This window comes from Pseudoalteromonas sp. GW168-MNA-CIBAN-0100 (assembly GCF_040309225.1).
GTDB lineage: Bacteria > Pseudomonadota > Gammaproteobacteria > Enterobacterales > Alteromonadaceae > Pseudoalteromonas > Pseudoalteromonas arctica.
Genome location: NZ_JBEOOL010000007.1, coordinates 78,205 through 96,675, shown reverse-complemented (window position 1 = coordinate 96,675; position 18,471 = coordinate 78,205). Strand labels below are relative to the sequence as shown.

18 protein-coding genes and 1 riboswitch are annotated in these 18,471 nt (G+C 37.9%); of the genes, 6 read left to right on the top strand and 12 right to left on the bottom strand.

What is annotated here, in order from left to right:
* Nucleotides 1–95: 95 nt before the first annotated feature.
* From AAEY62_RS06005 to AAEY62_RS05990, 4 genes are all read right to left on the bottom strand, one after another.
* Nucleotides 96–614 carry an Lcl C-terminal domain-containing protein gene (locus AAEY62_RS06005; RefSeq protein WP_024590014.1) on the bottom strand — a complete coding sequence of 173 codons (519 nt, stop codon included), beginning with the start codon at nucleotides 612–614 and terminating at the stop codon, nucleotides 96–98.
* 9 nt (nucleotides 615–623) lie between these two features.
* The gene (locus tag AAEY62_RS06000) at nucleotides 624–2,273 is read right to left on the bottom strand and encodes an Lcl C-terminal domain-containing protein (protein ID WP_007581674.1); all 1,650 of its coding nucleotides are present in this window, start codon (nucleotides 2,271–2,273) and stop codon (nucleotides 624–626) included.
* 69 nt (nucleotides 2,274–2,342) lie between these two features.
* Nucleotides 2,343–2,675 carry a hypothetical protein gene (locus AAEY62_RS05995; RefSeq protein ID WP_024590015.1) on the bottom strand — a complete coding sequence of 111 codons (333 nt, stop codon included), beginning with the start codon at nucleotides 2,673–2,675 and terminating at the stop codon, nucleotides 2,343–2,345.
* Between the two features lie 22 nt (nucleotides 2,676–2,697).
* On the bottom strand, nucleotides 2,698–3,402 hold the full coding sequence (locus AAEY62_RS05990) for a DUF2982 domain-containing protein (protein WP_165721048.1): 705 nt from the start codon (nucleotides 3,400–3,402) through the stop codon (nucleotides 2,698–2,700).
* A gap of 246 nt (nucleotides 3,403–3,648) precedes the next feature.
* Between AAEY62_RS05990 and AAEY62_RS05985 the strand changes: the two genes are divergently transcribed.
* From AAEY62_RS05985 to msrA, 3 genes are all read left to right on the top strand, one after another.
* On the top strand, nucleotides 3,649–4,701 hold the full coding sequence (locus tag AAEY62_RS05985) for an efflux RND transporter periplasmic adaptor subunit (protein WP_024590017.1): 1,053 nt from the start codon (nucleotides 3,649–3,651) through the stop codon (nucleotides 4,699–4,701).
* A gap of 3 nt (nucleotides 4,702–4,704) precedes the next feature.
* Nucleotides 4,705–7,803, top strand: coding sequence for an efflux RND transporter permease subunit (locus AAEY62_RS05980; RefSeq protein WP_350634718.1), 3,099 nt, complete (start codon nucleotides 4,705–4,707; stop codon nucleotides 7,801–7,803).
* A gap of 85 nt (nucleotides 7,804–7,888) precedes the next feature.
* A complete protein-coding gene (msrA, locus tag AAEY62_RS05975) occupies nucleotides 7,889–8,425 on the top strand; it encodes a peptide-methionine (S)-S-oxide reductase MsrA (RefSeq protein WP_165721049.1) in 537 nt (178 codons plus the stop codon).
* A 103-nt stretch (nucleotides 8,426–8,528) separates the two neighbouring features.
* Here the strand turns inward: msrA and AAEY62_RS05970 are convergent, their stop codons facing one another.
* The 3 genes from AAEY62_RS05970 to AAEY62_RS05960 all read right to left on the bottom strand — a co-directional run bounded on the left by AAEY62_RS05970 (nucleotide 8,529) and on the right by AAEY62_RS05960 (nucleotide 12,109).
* On the bottom strand, nucleotides 8,529–10,355 hold the full coding sequence (locus AAEY62_RS05970; RefSeq protein ID WP_350634717.1) for a TonB-dependent receptor domain-containing protein: 1,827 nt from the start codon (nucleotides 10,353–10,355) through the stop codon (nucleotides 8,529–8,531).
* 37 nt (nucleotides 10,356–10,392) lie between these two features.
* A riboswitch (cobalamin riboswitch) is annotated at nucleotides 10,393–10,576 on the bottom strand.
* A gap of 63 nt (nucleotides 10,577–10,639) precedes the next feature.
* Nucleotides 10,640–11,425 carry a transporter substrate-binding domain-containing protein gene (locus AAEY62_RS05965; protein WP_101164300.1) on the bottom strand — a complete coding sequence of 262 codons (786 nt, stop codon included), beginning with the start codon at nucleotides 11,423–11,425 and terminating at the stop codon, nucleotides 10,640–10,642.
* A 201-nt stretch (nucleotides 11,426–11,626) separates the two neighbouring features.
* Nucleotides 11,627–12,109, bottom strand: coding sequence for a YajQ family cyclic di-GMP-binding protein (locus AAEY62_RS05960; protein ID WP_007377833.1), 483 nt, complete (start codon nucleotides 12,107–12,109; stop codon nucleotides 11,627–11,629).
* Between the two features lie 152 nt (nucleotides 12,110–12,261).
* On the opposite strand from AAEY62_RS05960, the gene AAEY62_RS05955 reads away from it, so the two are divergent.
* Both AAEY62_RS05955 and AAEY62_RS05950 read left to right on the top strand, forming a co-directional pair.
* A complete protein-coding gene (locus tag AAEY62_RS05955) occupies nucleotides 12,262–12,615 on the top strand; it encodes a VanZ family protein (protein WP_007581666.1) in 354 nt (117 codons plus the stop codon).
* The gene (locus AAEY62_RS05950) at nucleotides 12,608–13,510 is read left to right on the top strand and encodes a ketopantoate reductase family protein (RefSeq protein ID WP_101164301.1); all 903 of its coding nucleotides are present in this window, start codon (nucleotides 12,608–12,610) and stop codon (nucleotides 13,508–13,510) included. The genes AAEY62_RS05955 and AAEY62_RS05950 overlap by 8 nt, the downstream gene beginning before the upstream one ends.
* A 40-nt stretch (nucleotides 13,511–13,550) precedes the next feature.
* Here AAEY62_RS05950 and thiI read toward each other — a convergent pair whose 3' ends face one another.
* Nucleotides 13,551–15,008, bottom strand: coding sequence for a tRNA uracil 4-sulfurtransferase ThiI (thiI, locus tag AAEY62_RS05945; protein ID WP_101164302.1), 1,458 nt, complete (start codon nucleotides 15,006–15,008; stop codon nucleotides 13,551–13,553).
* A gap of 324 nt (nucleotides 15,009–15,332) precedes the next feature.
* On the bottom strand, nucleotides 15,333–16,025 hold the full coding sequence (locus tag AAEY62_RS05940; RefSeq protein WP_024592300.1) for a TetR/AcrR family transcriptional regulator: 693 nt from the start codon (nucleotides 16,023–16,025) through the stop codon (nucleotides 15,333–15,335).
* 198 nt (nucleotides 16,026–16,223) lie between these two features.
* Here AAEY62_RS05940 and coaD point away from each other — a divergent pair, with 198 nt between their 5' ends.
* Nucleotides 16,224–16,715 (top strand): pantetheine-phosphate adenylyltransferase, encoded by a 492-nt coding sequence (gene coaD, locus AAEY62_RS05935; RefSeq protein WP_101164303.1) that lies wholly within the window; start codon nucleotides 16,224–16,226, stop codon nucleotides 16,713–16,715.
* A 32-nt stretch (nucleotides 16,716–16,747) separates the two neighbouring features.
* On the opposite strand, the gene AAEY62_RS05930 is transcribed toward coaD, so the two are convergent.
* From AAEY62_RS05930 to AAEY62_RS05920, 3 genes are read right to left on the bottom strand one after another with little or no spacing between them, the layout of a single operon-like run.
* Nucleotides 16,748–17,263: a hypothetical protein gene (locus tag AAEY62_RS05930; protein ID WP_024590027.1), complete on the bottom strand. Its 516-nt coding sequence runs from the start codon at nucleotides 17,261–17,263 to the stop codon at nucleotides 16,748–16,750.
* Nucleotide 17,264: 1 nt separating this feature from the next.
* A complete protein-coding gene (locus AAEY62_RS05925) occupies nucleotides 17,265–17,792 on the bottom strand; it encodes a hypothetical protein (RefSeq protein WP_101164304.1) in 528 nt (175 codons plus the stop codon).
* Nucleotides 17,785–18,303, bottom strand: coding sequence for a hypothetical protein (locus AAEY62_RS05920; RefSeq protein ID WP_101164305.1), 519 nt, complete (start codon nucleotides 18,301–18,303; stop codon nucleotides 17,785–17,787). The genes AAEY62_RS05925 and AAEY62_RS05920 overlap by 8 nt, the downstream gene beginning before the upstream one ends.
* Between the last annotated feature and the right edge of the window lie 168 nt (nucleotides 18,304–18,471).

Here is an 18,471-nt window from a genome sequence, read left to right as displayed (position 1 = left end):
GCGCTTTATTATTGAAATAACGTAAATTTATGTAAAACAAAAAAATGCAGCGGTTTTAAGGCTGCACTTTCATCTGTCTAATCTTAGTATGTAATTTACTCTTCGTAGCGAACTAACCGTAAATACACATTACTTGTTTTAGCGTGCAAACTATTCAGGCCACTATCAAATTGATAAACCCATGCAGAGCTCATCGTGCTCACACCCGATGTATTTGACCAATAGTTTTGAAGCTTAGTACCAAAAAACACCTCTTCATTAATGCTCGGCTCGGTGCAACTGTGCTCTAAAATACTCGCCAACTCTTTAATGTTAGGCATTTGCCAATCATCGTAATCTGCGGTTGTATCATTTTTAGCACCGCGTAGTGCTTCTTGCCAAGTAAGAGAAGGTGTAGAGCCTTCGCAAAGCTGCGTCTCTGTATTATAAATTTGCCCATAACTACAACGTTGCCACATAAGGCCTGTTTCGGTATCAGACACTGTGCCATCTGTATTTATGGTAAATCTATCTGTCGGCGTTGTGGTATCTGCACCGTCGTAGCACGTTTGCGCCGCTGCAATATTAAAGCTCAAGCTTATAGTTGCTAGTGCATAGAGTAATTTTAATCTCATTATTTTCTCCTAACGGCTTCTAACTAAACGAACATACGCGGTATTTTCTTTTGGATAAGCAAGATCGTTACCATCACTCATATCAATAATGTACGCTTGCGATAAACTTGTACCATCGGCTGCGGTTTGTGAAGTCCAATAACGTAAGTGGCTTAATGCACTTTCACTTGGCATATTGGGGAAAAACACCTCATCAATTAATATGCTTTGCCCTTGCTTACCATAATCAATTAAACCTAAAAGCTCTGTATAAGTAGGTAACCGCCAATTTGTACCACCACAAAAATCTAAGTTATTCACTTCGTTTATATAACTTTGTACTCCACAACTCGTATCATCCGGACAAGTTGAATTGGCTGTACTGGTGTCTGTAAAGGTTGTATCACCTAAATCCCAAAAGTAATGATTTTGACCCTCACGCAAGCTTGTATTTGGCAATACTCCTGAGGATTCACTTTTTACTTCCCATACAAGTCCAGTAACATTATCGCGTATACAGGTAAAGTCACTACTATCATCACCAACTTCATCAGCAAACTGATTAAGTTTAGTGTAATCAAACGCTAAATTACCTTTACCAACCTTATCTAAGCGGTTTGCATAGCTATCGCGTCCAAGTTCAGCATCTTGCGCTGGAAAGTCATCGCTTTCACAGTTAATGCGTTGGGTGTTGTTATAGCACTCACCAACACCACTATCGTTTATAAGCCCAAGCGCTTTTGGTGATACATCAACAAATAAAGAATCTGTATCGGTGCGTCCTTTTGAGTCGGTTACCGTTACTTCAAAGCTCAACGTGGATTCAGTATCTACATCAGAGGCAAAAAATGTCGTTGTACATTGGTCGCTATTACTTAATGTTTCGCTATTACCGGTAAGTTGTTGCCACTTACACTGATAGGTATCGGTGACAGTTTCGCTATTCGTTGCGTCAAGTGTTACTTCTTCAAACTCTTCGACATTTTGATCAGCGCCTGCATTTGCATCCACTAGTTCATTTGTTTTATTAAGCGTCATTGAATATTGAGTACTTGCCTCACCGCCCTCATCATCAGTGACTGTTAGCTGCCAAGATAAATTTACGTTACTTTCTAGTAATGGATGAGAAAAGCTAAGAGTTGACTCATTAAAGCTAGCAATATCTAAATCAGGACCTGATAGCAGTTGCCACAAGTAACTATCAATTTGGCCATTATCATCAGGATCGCTCGACTCAAGGGCGCTCAAAGTAACTGTGTCTTTGTATACAGAAGGAAGTGTTTCAGGAGATGTTTGGGTAACAACAGCAAGAGGAAGTTGATTATTAGAGCTCACTGAAATAGAAATGTCGTCACTAACAGCGCTACTACCGGTGCTTTGATAGCTTACTCTTAAGATTATTTCACTATCAGTTTTTACGTCAGGGGCTGTCAATGTTTGCTCAGCGCCTTCAAGCGGAAAACCTTCTAAGCTTGGGCCGCTAACTTGTTGCCATGAAAACGTACCATCAGCGGGGGAACCTTGTGCTGTGATAGTAAATTCAGTTTTTTCGATAATTTGTAAATCGGTTCCAGCATTAACAGATGTTTCTACAACTGTATTATCGCTATCACCGCCACCACCTCCACACGCACTCAGCAAACCGCAAGAAATGAGGGGGATTAAAGCAAACGCTTTCATACGCAGCACCTTATTATGTCAAATAATTACTATAGTGTAATTACTAGCAATAAAGATGCCATTAAAGTACTACATATATGTATCTTGATGAATGCGTACAAACAATTTCGTACCGATTTTACTGTAATCTACTTTGTATTCACGCCCATCTAAAGCTTGAATAAATAGTAATTGTTTTTCTTCGCCAAATATATCAGGGCTTCCAACATAGACTATTTCTAAATAGCGATCTTTTGCATCACGGCGGTTTTTAGGTAACTCTTCTTTAAATGGCTCTAAGCCATGTTGAGTCACTTTAATTTTAGGATGAATTTCAGAGTTTACAATCACTAAATCATGCTTTTTATCTTTATGTATTATGGTGTTTCGACCACTTTTTAAAAAGGCTCTCTCTTGACTCATTTTTCTTTCCTACAGTCGCAGCTTAATTATTAATTTGCGACGCTATAAACTGACTAGGCTCGCGCTTCCACTTATTTAAGTTAGCACTAAATGCCCAGATATCTCTATCTAACACACTGGCTGGTAATAATAAATCGTAACCGGTTAACAGTTGAAGGTGCTTAGTCCTGTTAGCAAACATAGCTATAAGACCAGTATAGCTTATCCCTTTATGGGATGTGTAATGTGTATCTTCTATTAGCCATTCTGATGGGCAATTGCCATTTTTGCAATGTTTTTGAACAACTTGCATAAATAAATTACGCTGCTCTATTAATAATTTCCCTGCAATTCGAGGCGCTATGCTTGTTAAAAAGTCATCTATGTCGTTTACCTTTATACCAACCGCATTTAATTCTAAGTAATCAAAGCCATCTTCTACTTTGGGTATACCACTGTGATTAAAGTTACTATGAGGCATACACCAAGCTCCGTACTTATGGTAATAAACGAGCTCAGACTCATTTAATATAAGGCTATGATATGGCTCTTGAGTTTTTAAATATCCAATAAAAATAGCGGCAATACACAAGCTCACTAAAAATATTTCAAGTATGCTAATCTCACCCGGCCTCAGTAAATTAAACAACATAATGAAAACTAAACCAATTGCACCTGCAACAAGCACTTCAATTGCGTTTCGCGCACCTTGTGCCCGAAACTTAATGACATTGTTAGATTTATCCATATTGGTAAAACACCATATAAAAAACAAGCATAATAACAGCCCAAATTATGACCTTTCTTGTTGTTATACATAAGTTACAGGTGGTTTTAAATTTCATACATTACCGCTTTTTCCTCAACAAAATAGGAACAATGAATAAATCTTATTTACTTTTACGCTTAACGCACAAATTTATGAGACACATAACCGTCTTTTCCCGGTCTTATTTCGTACAATACTTACAATTCATTTTCAGGTATGAAATCAATGTACTCAAGACAATCAGGTAAAGCACTTTTTCCATTTATTATTACGTTACTTCTAATATTTAGCGTTTATTTATATCTACCCGCTAGCCACGGCGAACAGGCCGATTTATCACAAATGTCTACTCAAGTAACAGCTCATACTGTTACTTCTCAGGAAAACGCAGTGATGATAGAAGCGATCGGTAGCGCGCGTGCAAACCAAGCAATCTATATAAAAAGTGCGCAAAACGATTATGTCACAGATATATATTTTAAAGACGGCGACTTAGTCAGTAAAGGACAAAAGTTAGTACAGTTACAGAGCCAACAAGAACAGCTTGCCGTTAAAGAGCTTGGCATTAACTTACGTGAAGAACAACGTCAATTAGATCGCCTAACCGAACTTTCACGCTCGCAATCAACGGCAAAGTCGTTACTTGAAGAGCAGTTATCTCGTGTTGATGCAACAGAGGCCCAACTAGAAAGCGCTAAAACTAAATTAAACGAAATGACTATTAGTGCGCCCTTTTCAGGCCTGTTAGGTAAGCGTGAAATATCAATAGGTGCTTACGTAAGTAATACAACAATAATCACAACACTTGATGATATTAGTATTATTAAAGTTGACTTTAAAGTACCTGAAAAATATTTAGCACAATTAAATATGGGCATGAAAGTGCTTACGCAAAACGATGCCTACCCAGGACAAACATTTAACGGCAAGGTAACGCATATTAGCTCGCGTATTGATTCGGTTACTCGCAGTGTTGAAGTAACAGCAAGTTTTGCCAATAAATCAGGATTACTTCGCCCTGGTATGTTACTAAATACAGCACTTGAGCTAAGCAGCAACCAAGCTTTAATGGTGCCAGAAAAAGCGGTTATACCTTTGCAAGACAAACACTTTGTTTTTCAAATTCAAGATGGGATAGCTAATAAAATTGAAGTGCATGTTGCTAGCAGAAATAATGGCTGGGTTGCTATCGACGAAGGCCTAACTGATGGCGAGCAAATTGTTACTGAGGGGCTAATAAAAATTCGCTCTGGAAGTAAAGTAAGCGTAAAGGGGTAATACGTGAAAATTACAGATACTAGCGTCAAGCGCCCCGTTTTTGCCATTGTAATTAATTTACTGCTTCTTACTTTTGGACTGGTTGCGTTTACTATGCTGCCACTTCGTGAATACCCGGATATTGAAACGCCGATTGTAAATATCAGCACTGAATACACAGGTGCTTCTGCCGAAATTATAGAAACCAAAATAACGCAAATAATAGAAAATCGAATTTCAGGTATTGAAGGCATCAAAAGTATTAACTCTTCGAGCCGTAATGGGCGCTCAAACATTACCATTGAGTTTGATATTAACCGCGACATAGATGCAGCATCTAACGATGTACGCGAACGTGTAGCACGTGCACTTGATAGTTTGCCTGATCAGGTACGCCCGCCAGAAGTATCTAAATCAAATAGTGATGAAAGCCCAATCGCCTGGTTTGTATTAAACAGCGAAACAATGGACTCGTTACAGCTCTCTGATTACGCGCAGCGTTTTATTGTTGACCGCTTAGCCGTAGTAGATGGTGTATCTAACGTACGTATTGGTGGTGAGCGCCAATACGCCATGAAAATTTGGCTTAACCGCCAAGCAATGGCCGCACGGGGTATTACCTCAAGCGATATAGAAAACACACTTCGTACAGAAAACGTTGAGTTACCGGCTGGCGAAATAGAATCTATAGATCGTGACTTTACCGTGCGTACTGCCCGTAGTTATAAAGATCAGCGCGATTTTAAAAACCTGGTAATTAAACGTGGTGATGAAGGTTACTTAGTACGTTTAGGTGAAGTTGCCGATGTACGTTTAGAAGCTGCCGATGACGAAAGCTTATTTCGTGGTAACGGGCGTAATATGATTGGCTTAGGTATTGTAAAACAAGCTAAAGCAAACACACTTACCGTAGTAGATAACGCACGCAGTGAACTTGAAAAAATCAAACGCAACCTACCTCAAGGCACTACAATTCAAGACAGCTACGATTCGTCTGTATTTATTAAAGAGTCTATTAATGAAGTTTACAGCACACTTGCCATCTCTATGGGTTTAGTCGTACTCGTTATATTTTTGTTTTTAGGCAATATACGAGCAACGCTTATCCCTGCGGTCACCGTACCGGTCGCACTTGTTGGTAGCTTTATGTTTTTATTGGCAATGGGCTACTCAATTAACTTACTCACTTTACTTGCCTTAGTACTGGCCATTGGTTTAGTAGTAGATGATGCCATTGTAATGCTTGAAAACATTCACCGCCGTATTGAACTGGGTGAGCCGCCGTTACTAGCTGCATTTAGAGGCGCGCGTGAAGTAGGTTTTGCTATAGTAGCAACCACTCTTGTACTAATATCGGTGTTTGTGCCATTAGTATTTATGGATGGCCGTATAGGTGCATTATTTACTGAGTTTGCTATGGCGGTAAGTGCTGCCGTATTTTTCTCAAGTGTTACAGCACTGACTCTCGCACCAGCCTTGTGCTCTAAAGTACTTAAAGTATCAGACAAACCAAATAAATTTAGCCAATGGATGGACCGCCAGTTTACTAAAATTGAAGTAAGTTACCGTAATTCACTCTCCACCAACATAACCCGTAAATGGGGTTTAATGGTGAGCTTATTATTAGCTGGCTTTGTTAGTTACTCGTTGTTTTTACAAGTTCCTTCTGAGCTAACGCCAAAAGAAGATCGTGGCACGTTCTTTATTATGATGAGCGGCCCTGAGGGCGCAAGTTACGAAAATAACGCCGCTAATATGGCTAAAATTGAAGAGCGCTTAATGCCTTACTCGCAAGCCGGTGAGCTAAGTCGCGTACTTGTTCGAGTGCCTGGCTGGGGTGGCAGCGGCGGTGTTGCGATTGTGGGTATGGCCGATTGGGATAAACGCAAACGCTCAACCTGGGAAGTAATGGACGAAATAAGCGGTAAAATGCAAGAAGTTACCGATGTTCGTGCATTTGCCATTATGCGCCGTGGTATTGGTGGTGGTGGCTCATCTCGCCCAATTGAGTTTGTACTGCAAGGTAATGATTACGCTCAACTGGCCGATTGGCGTGACCGTATAATAAAGCGTGCTGAGCAAAACCCTGGTTTAGTAAGAATCGATCATGATTACAAAGAAACCTTCCCACAGTTTTTAGTTAGCATAGATAAAAACAAAGCTGCCGATTTAGGCGTTTCGGTATCTGATGTAGGCCGTACACTAGAAACAATGCTTGGCCAGCGCCGTGTTACGACCTTTATTGACCGCGGTGAAGAATACGATGTGATTTTAAAAGGGACAAAAGAAGATTTTACCAATCCTACTGATATTTCAAATATATACCTTAAATCACGAAGCGGTGAACTAGTTCCACTTGATAGCCTTATCAGCTTAAAAGAAGAAGCAACAGCATCGCGCTTAAACCGCTACAACCGTATGCGCGCAATTACATTAAGCGCCAACTTAGCCGACGGTTATACCCTTGAGCAAGCGCTTAACTTTTTAAACGAAGTAGCCGCGCAAGAAAACGATATAGATGGCGCAGTAGATTACAAAGGTGAGTCGCAGCTTTATTACGAAGGCGCATCAGCGATGACCTACGTATTTATACTTGCACTCACCGTTACCTTTTTAGTGCTTGCTGCGCAGTTTGAAAGCTTTATGCACCCATTTGTAATTATGCTTACCGTACCGCTTGGTTTAATGGGCGCTATGTTTGGGCTTTGGGCTACAGGACTGACCTTAAATATTTACAGCCAAATAGGTATTGTTATGCTCATAGGCTTAAGTGCTAAAAATGGTATTTTGATTGTGGAATTTACTAACCAATTACGCGATAAAGGCGTTGAGTTTAGTGAAGCAATACTACAGGCAGCTACCCAGCGCCTTCGCCCAATAATAATGACCTCACTTACAACCGTTATGAGCTCTGTTCCCTTGGTTTTTGCTTCAGGCCCCGGTGCCGAAAGCCGTATGGTAATTGGTGTAGTTGTGTTTACAGGGGTTATTGTATCTACTCTGCTGACTCTTTTTGTTGTACCTGCTGCGTATTATGCTCTATCGAAAAATACACAATCACCTGAGTTTTTACAACAAAAGCTGAATAAACAAGCTGCTGAAAAGCCTTTCGAAGAGATCTAATCTCTTTATTGCGCCGTAACCTTGTTGTTGCGGCGCATACAATTTATGCTCGCCTTTAAACTCCATATACATTTTAGGAATACTTATGAGCTCAACAACGCAAGTAGCAACATTTGGTGGCGGCTGTTTTTGGTGTATAGATGCAGCATTTAGACGTGTAAATGGCGTATTAGATGTGAGTTCTGGCTATACCGGTGGCGAAACCGACACCCCAACCTATAATTCTGTATGCTCTGGCACAACCGGGCACGCTGAGGTTGTTAAAATTGAATTTGATACCACTGTAGTTAGCTTTGAAACACTGCTAGCAATGTTTTTCACTTTGCATGATGCAACACAATTGAATCGCCAAGGTAACGATATAGGCACACAGTATAGAAGCGTTGTTTACTATCACGATGAAGCTCAACTAAAGCAAACCAATGAAATGATAGCTCAACTGCAAAGCCATGTGAGTGAGCCAATTGTGACAGAAGTCAGCCCTGCCACTACGTATTATCCAGCAGAGCATTATCATCAAGATTACTATAACGAAAACCCACAGCAGGGCTACTGTAGTATTTTAATAGCACCTAAATTACATAAGTTTGAAACCGTATTTAAAGAGTTCTTAGCTGACTAGCTAATTTGAGTAGTTAAATTGATTAGTTAAATTGATTAGTTAAACTTAGCTACACATTAAAAAGCCCGATATAAGTCGGGCTTTTTAATATTAATAGATACCGTTAAAACTGGTAGCTTGCGCCTGCAAAAAAGCGACGCTCTGGCGTGTTGTAGTAATACACTTGACCCGTTGTAAAATCAGTATTTGAATCAACAGCGTTATACTCTTTATCAAATAAGTTTTCTACACGAAGCGAAACTTCAATATGCTCATTTACTTGATAATTACCCGCTAAGTTCCAAAGCGTGTATGACCCTAAACGCGTCACAGCACCTTGTCGGTCGCTACGGTATTGCATGTCTAAGCTTGCATCAAAAGCACCAAACTGTTTTGCAAGTTCCCAGTTAAAAGTACGTTTAGCAACATTACGTAACTCTGCGCCCGTTTCTTCGTCTTCTGCACTTAAATAAGTAAAGTTAAGGTTGCTATCAAAACCAAAAAACTGCTGAGATAAGCTAAATTCAACCCCTTCATAACGTGCTTCATCGATATTAGCTAATGCAAAGTTTGCATCGTAATCAATTTTATCTTCTATATCGTTTCTAAAAATTGCAACATCAACTTGCGCAATATCAAAGTCCACACTCAAACCTAACTCACGGTTTACTGATTTTTCAGGCTGTAAATCAGGGTTACCATAAAGTGGGAAATATAAATCGTTAAATGTAGGGGCTTTAAAGCCAGTACTTTGGTTTATACGAAATGTTGCATCTTCAGATAAATGATAACCTGCAGCTGCGGTATACGTTGTTTCGTCGCCAAATTGCTCGTCGTCATCTTGGCGAACAGTTAAATTAGCTAATACTTTATCTGCATCGTAGTAAGCACCTACAAACACAGCAAGTACATCTCGGCTGTCTTCAACAAATAGTTGCGAACTATGAGATACATCATCGTTGTACCAATTGATACCACCACTAATGTTAAGCTCATCAGATAATAGGTATTGGCCGTTATAATCAATTTGTGTGCGTTTAGTTATAAAAGTACTTGTTGTTGGTCCAACTGAAAAATCAACATATGTATTGTCTGAATCATCCGTTGCTAGCGCTAAATCAATACTGTGCGTTTGGTTAGTGTAGTTTTTACTCCAACCTGCAGAAAGCTGATAGTTTTTAAAATCATCTCGTTCAATCGTACTGTCGGCTGGGCTAAAGCGACTGTCGTAATCTGCATAGCCTTCACTGTATTGGCCTAAAAACTTAAAGTCGCCGTAATGTGCATCGGTGTAGTTTATTTTAAAACCAAGGTTTTTATTTTCATAGCCATCTTCATCTGGTGCTACGCCTTGCAGTGCATCAAAGTTATCTGTTTTTTCAAAGCCTGCGTTAAATGCTGTTGTTATATCATCTGATTTTACAGAGCCTGCAACTTGATAATTTTGATAAGAGTCAGAACCAAATGTAGCGCTTAGGGATAAGTTATCCGACTCACGCGTAATAATATTAATAACACCAGCGAGTGCATCAGAGCCATAAACAGCCGCGCGAGAGCCCTTAATAATTTCAATGCGTTCAATACTATTTAAAGGGACATTATTTAATGCTTTTTGACCAAGTGTTGCTGAGCCTGTACGTACACCGTCAATCAAAATTAGCGTATCGCCAGAGCCAGTACCACGAAGTGACACACCTGTATTTTGGCCAAAACCACCGTTTGGATTAACCTGAAAACCAACTCGCGTGCTTAATAAGGTTGGTAAATCGCGTACGTTGCTTGCTTCTATTTCTGCACGCTCAATAACATTTACACTTGCTAAAACGTCATTGATTGATTGCTCAAATTTATTAGCTGTAACGGTTATTTTTTCAATTGATTGCTCTGCGCCAGACACAGAAAATGAAAGCGCAGCAGAAATAGCAACGCCTAAAGTTGTTTTGTTTAACATGATGTCCCCTACCTTTGCCCACCGCAAAGATTTAAGTAAGTAAGATTGCATCAAGGCCGGTCTCCGGACTCAGTAAGCACATCAAAATATGCAATACTTTACCGTTGCGGGGGCAGTGTTGGGCTTGTAGTCATCATGAAAACGCACCAACTTCCCGATTATCCTGCTAAAAAAATCATTACATGAAGTGGCTAGCAAGCACCTTGAAAATATGTCGCTATTGTGAGTATTTTGTTTACAAATGTCAATGGACGTCTATACAGCTAAAAACCTTTAAAATGCAGTTAGGGGCTAGTATAGTTTGAAGAAACGCCATATTTATCAAGTAGCTTCTGAAGTTGTATTTGTGCAGTAGGTAAGCTTAGTATTTCATCCATTTTATTACTAGTGATCTTATTTGATTTAGAGTTAACTAAAAAGTGCGTTTTATAAACGGCATCTGGTACGTTACTTTTATAGAGTAAATCCATATTAAAAGTATTTTTATTTTTAAAATATTGGTAAGCAATATTATTTAAAACACCTACTTCCGCGCGCTTTAATAGCAGCATTTTAACCACATTGAATTCATCAATGGTTAAACTTACCTGATGTTCCTCACTTAAAAATTCGGCATCTGTATTAAATCCAGCAAATTGATACGAGTACCCCAATACCCCAACCTTTGTTAATGACGTAATGTCGTCAAAGTAAGCTTGCTCATTTGTATTTTCTTTAAGCGTATAAAGCTCATTTTTGGTAATGGTATAAAATTCGGTTTTTTTAATATTCTCTTGCGCTGATTGTGGTATCCATTGCAGTGCCATTAAAAATAAAACATCAAAATTATTTTTTTCAACTGACAAAGCAAGCCTTTTTACAGGTAGAGACTTAAGTACGAAATTAAACTCCTGCTGTGCGCCGTTTAAAATCTTAATAAACTCAGGAGCAAAACCCTGCTTTTTTTGCGCATTAATAATAATGGGAAAGTAGCCATCTTCAACCAGTACATCAATATCAACTGTTTTTGATAAGCTTGGTTTGGTAAATGTAAGCAAAACAAATAACAAAAATAATTGATGACGTTTCATTTTAATACCTTCTAGTGTGAAGTACTTAATTGCATGTGATTAAATATAATAGCTTAAATATCAAAAAGAAGATTAATACATACGGGAGTATCTAGGCAGCAAAGAGGGATAATAGTGAGATATTTAAAAAGAGTAAGTAGCTTCAATCTGTCTGTAAGTATAAACAGATTAAAGCATGCTTAATTTAAAACTATTTATTAATTAATCGCGGAAATTTTTAAACTGAAAAGGCTGACCTAACTCAGCACTGCGCACTACTTGCATAGCCTCTTGAAGATCGTCACGTTTTTTACCCGTTACACGTACTTCTTCGCCTTGGATAGCAGCTTGAACTTTAACTTTAGAGTCTTTAATGGCTTTAACTACTTTTTTAGCCATGTCCTTTTCGATACCCTGCTTTAAGCCAACGTTACGAAATACATTTTTACCTGCACGGGTAATATCTTGAAGCTCTAAGCTTGATACATCCATACCACGCTTAGATATTTTGTTAGCTAAAATATCAAATAATTGCATAACCTGAGAGTCTGCTTCAGCTTTAAGCTTAATTGTTTTGTCATTTAGCTCAATAGATGCATCAACGCCTCTAAAGTCAAAGCGAGTCTCTAGCTCACGATTTGCATTATCAACTGCGTTTTTAGCTTCGTTCATTTCTACTTCAGATACAATATCAAATGAAGGCATTGGTTTGCTCCTAACTATTTAATCTTAATTTTATGTGGTAATTATAACGCTAAAATTATAAATCTTTACATTTTTCTGCATCTTGTTCAGGTGCGATATTAAATTAGTTTGATATACTTGCGCCTCTTTTTTAAGCGATTTTAGGATTTGTCGTGACAAGGCGTGTTTATCAAGCAATTTTTTTAATCAGCATAGTAGCTTTTACCTTTTTATTTGCCAAAGAAATAAAAGGTGGCGTTGTAAATTTATTTCCTCATGTTGATAAAGTGGCCCATTTTGGGATTTTTTTTATACTAGCCATAATAATGGATAAAGCGTTTAAGCTTCCTTTATATGCGCAAATACTTTTATTGGCAGGTTATGGCGCCTCTATAGAAATAATGCAAGACGCACTTCCATATAGGCAAGCATCACTCGGTGATTTTTTTGCTGATTTTGCAGGTGCCGCAAGCTACTTTTTACTTAGAGTAATTTTTACACCTCGAAAAAAGAACCCATATGGCTAATATTTTAATTGTCGGCGATGGTGCTATTGGCTTGTTACTTAGTCATTTTCTAAGTGCGTCGCATAATGTCAGTGTTTTAACTCGCAAAAGCCCAACAAATACCCGCTTTTATAGTCGAGGAAAGGGTGCATCTAAAAAAATTGACGCACAATTTATTTCATTAAATCAGCTAAATAAAGCGGCTGAATTTGATGTTGTTTTATTTACCGTTAAAGCCTTTCAAGTACTTGATGCATTTACGCAAATAAAGCCGTTTTTACCAAATCATTGCTCTGTTGTACTTTCGCATAACGGAATGGGTAATGTTGATGAGGTAAATAGCCAGCTAAGCACTCACCAAGCACTCTACTTTTTAACGACAAGCATAGCGGGCTTTAAATCAAACCAATACATTGTGCAGCACACTGGTGAGGGACAAAGTGTTATTGGTGCTTGTAATGAATTAGCTTTTCAAAATAGCGCGCCAATAGCTGATATTTTTAAAGTAATACCCAGCCTAAAGTTTACTAATAACATTCAGCAGCTTCGTTTTGAAAAACTACTCGTAAATATTGCCATTAACCCATTAAGCGCTTTAAGTAATGTAAAAAATGGTGAGTTACGCGCACCTAAGTACAACGCTATAATTTTTAATGCACTCACTGAAGCATGCAATATAGCAAACGTACAAGGGCTTAATATCCCATTGATTAAAGCACTTAATACCGCTTATAAAATAATGGAATTAACGTCTGACAATTACTCTTCAATGCAGCAAGACGTAGCGCATTGCAGAGAAACTGAAATATCAGCTATATGTGGCTATATTAGCCAACAAGGTAAACTTCACGGTATTCCTACACCTTACAATGATGAGTTGTTTGTCAAAATTCAGGCAAAAAAAAGCGTGGTATAAACCACGCTTATATAAATTCTTAACTTTAAGACGACAAACCTTATGGGCGGTAAACTTTTACCGTTTCAAAGCCTTGTTCGTGCAGCATAAGTGCCTGTAGTTGGCTCATTACGCCTCGATCACAATATAAATAGTAGTCGGTGTCTTTTGGTAAATCACCAAACTTAGTCGCCAGACGGAAGAACGGTAAATGAACCACTTCAACACCATCGATTGCAAGCGGTGCAGCTTCTTCTTCTTCTGGTGAGCGAATATCAACTACCACAGAGCCTACAGGCAAATCAGCAACCGATTCAGCTTCTTTAAGTTCTTGTTTGGCTTCTACGTCAATATCACGCACGTCCATTATACGTGCGTTGTTTACAACGGTATCAAGTACATCAAAGTCGAACTTTTCTTCTTCACCAAGAATAACGTCTATTTTGGCTTTAACCGTTGGCTTTTTAGAAATAACACCACAGTATTCAGGCATTGTTTCTGCCATTTCAGCCGTACCAATTTGGCGAGCAATATTAATAATTTCTTGCTTATCGTGTTGAATAAGCGGGCGTAAAATAAGCGTTTCAGTAACACGGTCAATCACGCTTAAATTCGCTAATGTTTGACTAGATACTTGGCCAATACTTTCACCAGTGACAAGTGCTTGAATGTTTAACTTTTGCGCAACTACACTACCCGCGCGCATCATCATACGTTTAAGTACAACACCCATTTGGCTGTTTTCAACGTTTTCTAAAATTTCAGCAACAACAGGTTCAAAATCAACCGTTACAAATTTAACTTTATGTGTAGAGCTGTATTTTTTCCATAAGTAGTAGCTTGCTTGCTTAACGCCAATTTCGTGCGCTGCGCCACCTAGATTAAAGAATAAAAAGTGTGTTCGTGCGCCTTTACGAATCATTTGGTAACTTGCTACGCCAGAGTCAAAACCACCAGACATAAGCGAAAGCACATCTTCTTGAGTTGGCAGAGGAAAACCAGCCATACCAAAATGTGTATGAGAAACAATGTAAGCTTTATCGTCTTTTACTTCTAGGCGTATTGTTACTTCTGGGCGGCTAAGCTTTACGCTTGCGCCTTCAATATGTTGATTTAATCCACCACCAACATAACGCTCTAAATCAGTTGAGGTAAAATCGTGTTGCCCTATGCGCTTAGCACGAACACAAAAGGTTTTACCTACAATAGTATGACCAACTAAAGCGATGGTTTTTTGATAAATATCATCAAGAGTTTCGAATTGTGTTTCGGTTACTTCAATAAATTGAACAATGCCAGGGATGCGTTTAAGGCTATCGATAAAATCAAGGCGAACTTGCGCGTCTTCAAGCTTTGTAACAACTGAAATGTTATCCCAGTTATTTCTTACTTGTACTTTTTCGTCAACACGGCGCAATACAATTTTAATGTTATTTTCTAACACTTTAGTAAAGCGTTTACGGACTGAACGGCTTTTAATGGCTATTTCAGGATGTAGTTTGACGATAAATTTAAGCATAGTTCACTCTTAGACTGCGGGAATTCGCGCTCCCAGGCATTTGGCGCGGGATTATAGCAAAAAATTCAGCGCCTAGGAAACAGCCTATTACTATCGATTAAACTACAGCTAGGGCCTGTTTATCTTTCGAGGTTAAATTTGCAGCAGTGTGTTTGGTATTTAGGCAAGGCAGAGCCTATGTAGTGTGGTTATTCCCCATAAATAGGCGATAACGTAGCATAAATACCAAACAAGCGCTGCCCAAAGGGTTTAGCCTAGGGGCGATTAACTCTTTGTTGCTTGGTTTTTACTTAGCCCACTAGGTTACAAACCTCGCGTCGCGATTTAATCGCCCCTAGATTGAACAAATTTTAATCCTGAAAGGTCAACAGGCCCTAAGGCTTGTTGCGCTAATTCAGTATATTTTTCACGTAGCAGGTTCATTTTATCAATGCTTTTATCGGTACTGTACGCTCTAAATAATGTAAGTACTTTTAAAATGCCATGATATATATCTTGCTCAGCAAGCGTACCACTTGGCCTACGGGCTTTAATATAAGGCGTCCAAAAACTAACCGTTAGCTTTAGTGTATGTGCTAAATCAATGACATCTTGCTCATCAATAGCAATCATTTCACTGTCGCGAAGTCCTAAAATAATTTTACGAACTTGCTCTAACAACTCTAACTGAAAATCAATATAAGCTTGTTTTAAATCAGCATCTCTAGAGAGAATATCCCCGAGATTATCGTAAAAAAAATGATAGCGCCACATCAGCTCAAATAACGAATCTAGGTAAGCCGTTAAATGATTAAATGCATCATCATCTTTATTAATAGGTTTAAAGTGAGTATTTAAATGATCGCGATACAGCGCAAAAATATGACGGATAATGTCTTCTTTATTTTTAAAATGATAATAAAGATTACCCGGGCTCATCCCTAAGTTTGATGCAATATGATTTGTCGTTATTGCACGCTCACCATTTTCGTTAAACAACAAAATACTGGTGTGTATTATTTTATCCTTGGTATTCATATGCTAATACTCAAATTATCTATAGGCTACATTACACTCAAAAGAGGTAAACAGTATAAACAAATATGAATCATTAAAACACTCCCACCATGGACTGACCTGTTTAAAGAAAGTAAGTGTTTATATGCTTTTTTAGCTAGGCTGCTTTGTGGCATAAACACTGTTAAACTAGCGCTAAAATAATAAATAGTGAACATTATGAAAGTTATTGCAATTTACCCTGGCACCTTTGATCCACTAACTAATGGGCACACAGACCTTATTCAACGTGCAGCTAAAATGTTTGATACTGTATTAGTTGCGGTAGCTAATAACCCAAGTAAAAAACCCTGCTTTAACCTTGAAGAACGTGTTGAGCTTGCAAACTCTATTTTAAGCCACATAGATAATGTTAAGGTGATTGGTTTTTCTGGTTTATTGGCTGATCTTGCACGCGAGCACAATGCTAATGTGCTTATTCGCGGTATTAGAGCTGTATCTGATTTTGACTATGAATTTCAATTAGCTAACATGAACCGCCGCCTGAACCCCGACTTAGAAAGTGTATTTTTAACACCCGCTGAGCGAAATTCATTTATTTCATCAACACTCGTTAAAGAAGTAGCTCGCCACAATGGTGATGTAAGCGAGTTTGTAGACCCGGTAATTGTTAAAGCGCTAAAAACTAAATTGGGCTGTGGTGCCCAATAACACTTCCCGAATTAGCGCATAACTTGTATGCGCTAATTCGGCTTTTGTATAGATGATTTTAATTTTTTAATTAACCAAACAAGTTTTAGCAAATCTTTATTGATAATTAGTATTAGCGCCATAGTGATATCAATAATAGGCATAAGAAAACCATACAGCATCCACAACCACCAAAAATCCCAATTGCCATAAAGAGTATTATCAATGTACATCCCCATAAACAGTGAGGCATTGATAGCAAGCCCTACAATAAGATAATAAAATCCGTACGGTATTTTACGTCCTAAAAAAATACGCCACATAAAAATAACGGCAATTGTTAGCACATCAAATATAAACAACTTTAAATGCGGAGCCGCAGTAGTTATGTCCATAAACAAACTAAATGTATACGAAGCCATCATAATAAAGCAAAGGTGAACTCGGCTTTTATCTTGCTTATTAATAGCCGCTGATAGAGTGAACAAAAAAGAAAAAACAAAAAGCCATGTAATAAATATTCCAAAATATTCGTTAACTGAATTTAATTGCCAAAATAGCTCCTCCATTTTATTCAACCTTTTGATGGGTGTTTTTTATACGATTAAGTAAATACCGTTTTAATGCAACCAAACCTAAAAAGTCTTTATTAATTAGGAGAACTAAAAGCATCGTTAAATCAGAAATTATTTGCCCTATTACATATAAGGCCCAAAACCACCAGTAATCCAAATTTCCTAAAACAATACTGTCGTAGTGCATTCCAAAAAAAACAAATGCGTTAAAGCTAAGTCCAACTAAAAGATAATAAAAGGCTACGGGGAGGTTTTTACTAAAGTATATCAGCCATATAATCAGAAAAAACATAGTTACGATATCAAATATAAAAAGGGTCAAATGGGGTGTGTTGCTCAAGGGATCCATAAAAATACTTGAGGTGTAAGATACCATCATAATGAATGCAAGTTGTGTGCAGCTTTTGTCAGACTTGTTAATGCTTGCAGACAAATTATATAAAAAAGCGAGTACAAAAGACCATGTAGTAAAAATAGTTATATAGTCGTATAAACTAGCCAGCTGCCATAAAAAATCATGCATTGCGTGACCTTTTAAATTTTTCAGTTAAAAATTTAGTAAGCTTAACTAGACCTAAAAAATCTTTGTTAAAGATAAGCGCTAATGGCATTATCAAATCTGTAAAGTACATACCAAATACATAAACGTTCCAAAACCACCAATAATATAGAGTACCTAGAATCTCTATATCGTAATGCATAGCTAAAAATAAAGATGCATTAATACTCAGACCAAATACAAGATAATAAAATGCGTTAGGAATTGGGCTTCGGCTGTAGTACCTAAACGTAAAAATAATAATTAGAGTTACAATATCGAAGTAAAAATAGTTTAAGTGAGACACTATAACCATATCGAACAGTGTACTTAAGGTATACGAAATCATCATAATACCAGAAAGGTACATTGTATTTTTATAGGGACTATTTATGCTTGCTGATAAATTATAAAGAAATGCAATTACAAAGAACCATGTAATAAAAATACCTACATAATCTCTAATCGCTACCAGATCCCACAGTATGTCAGACACTAACTATCCTCTTCAAACTCGCAATCAAACCATTTCTAAATTTCATCAAGTATAAAAAATCTTTGTTTATAAAAAATATAGCTACCATTATGAAATCAGCAGCGTTGACCCCTATTGCGTAAGCATTCCAAAGCCACCAGTAGCTTGTATTATTTGATATATAGATGT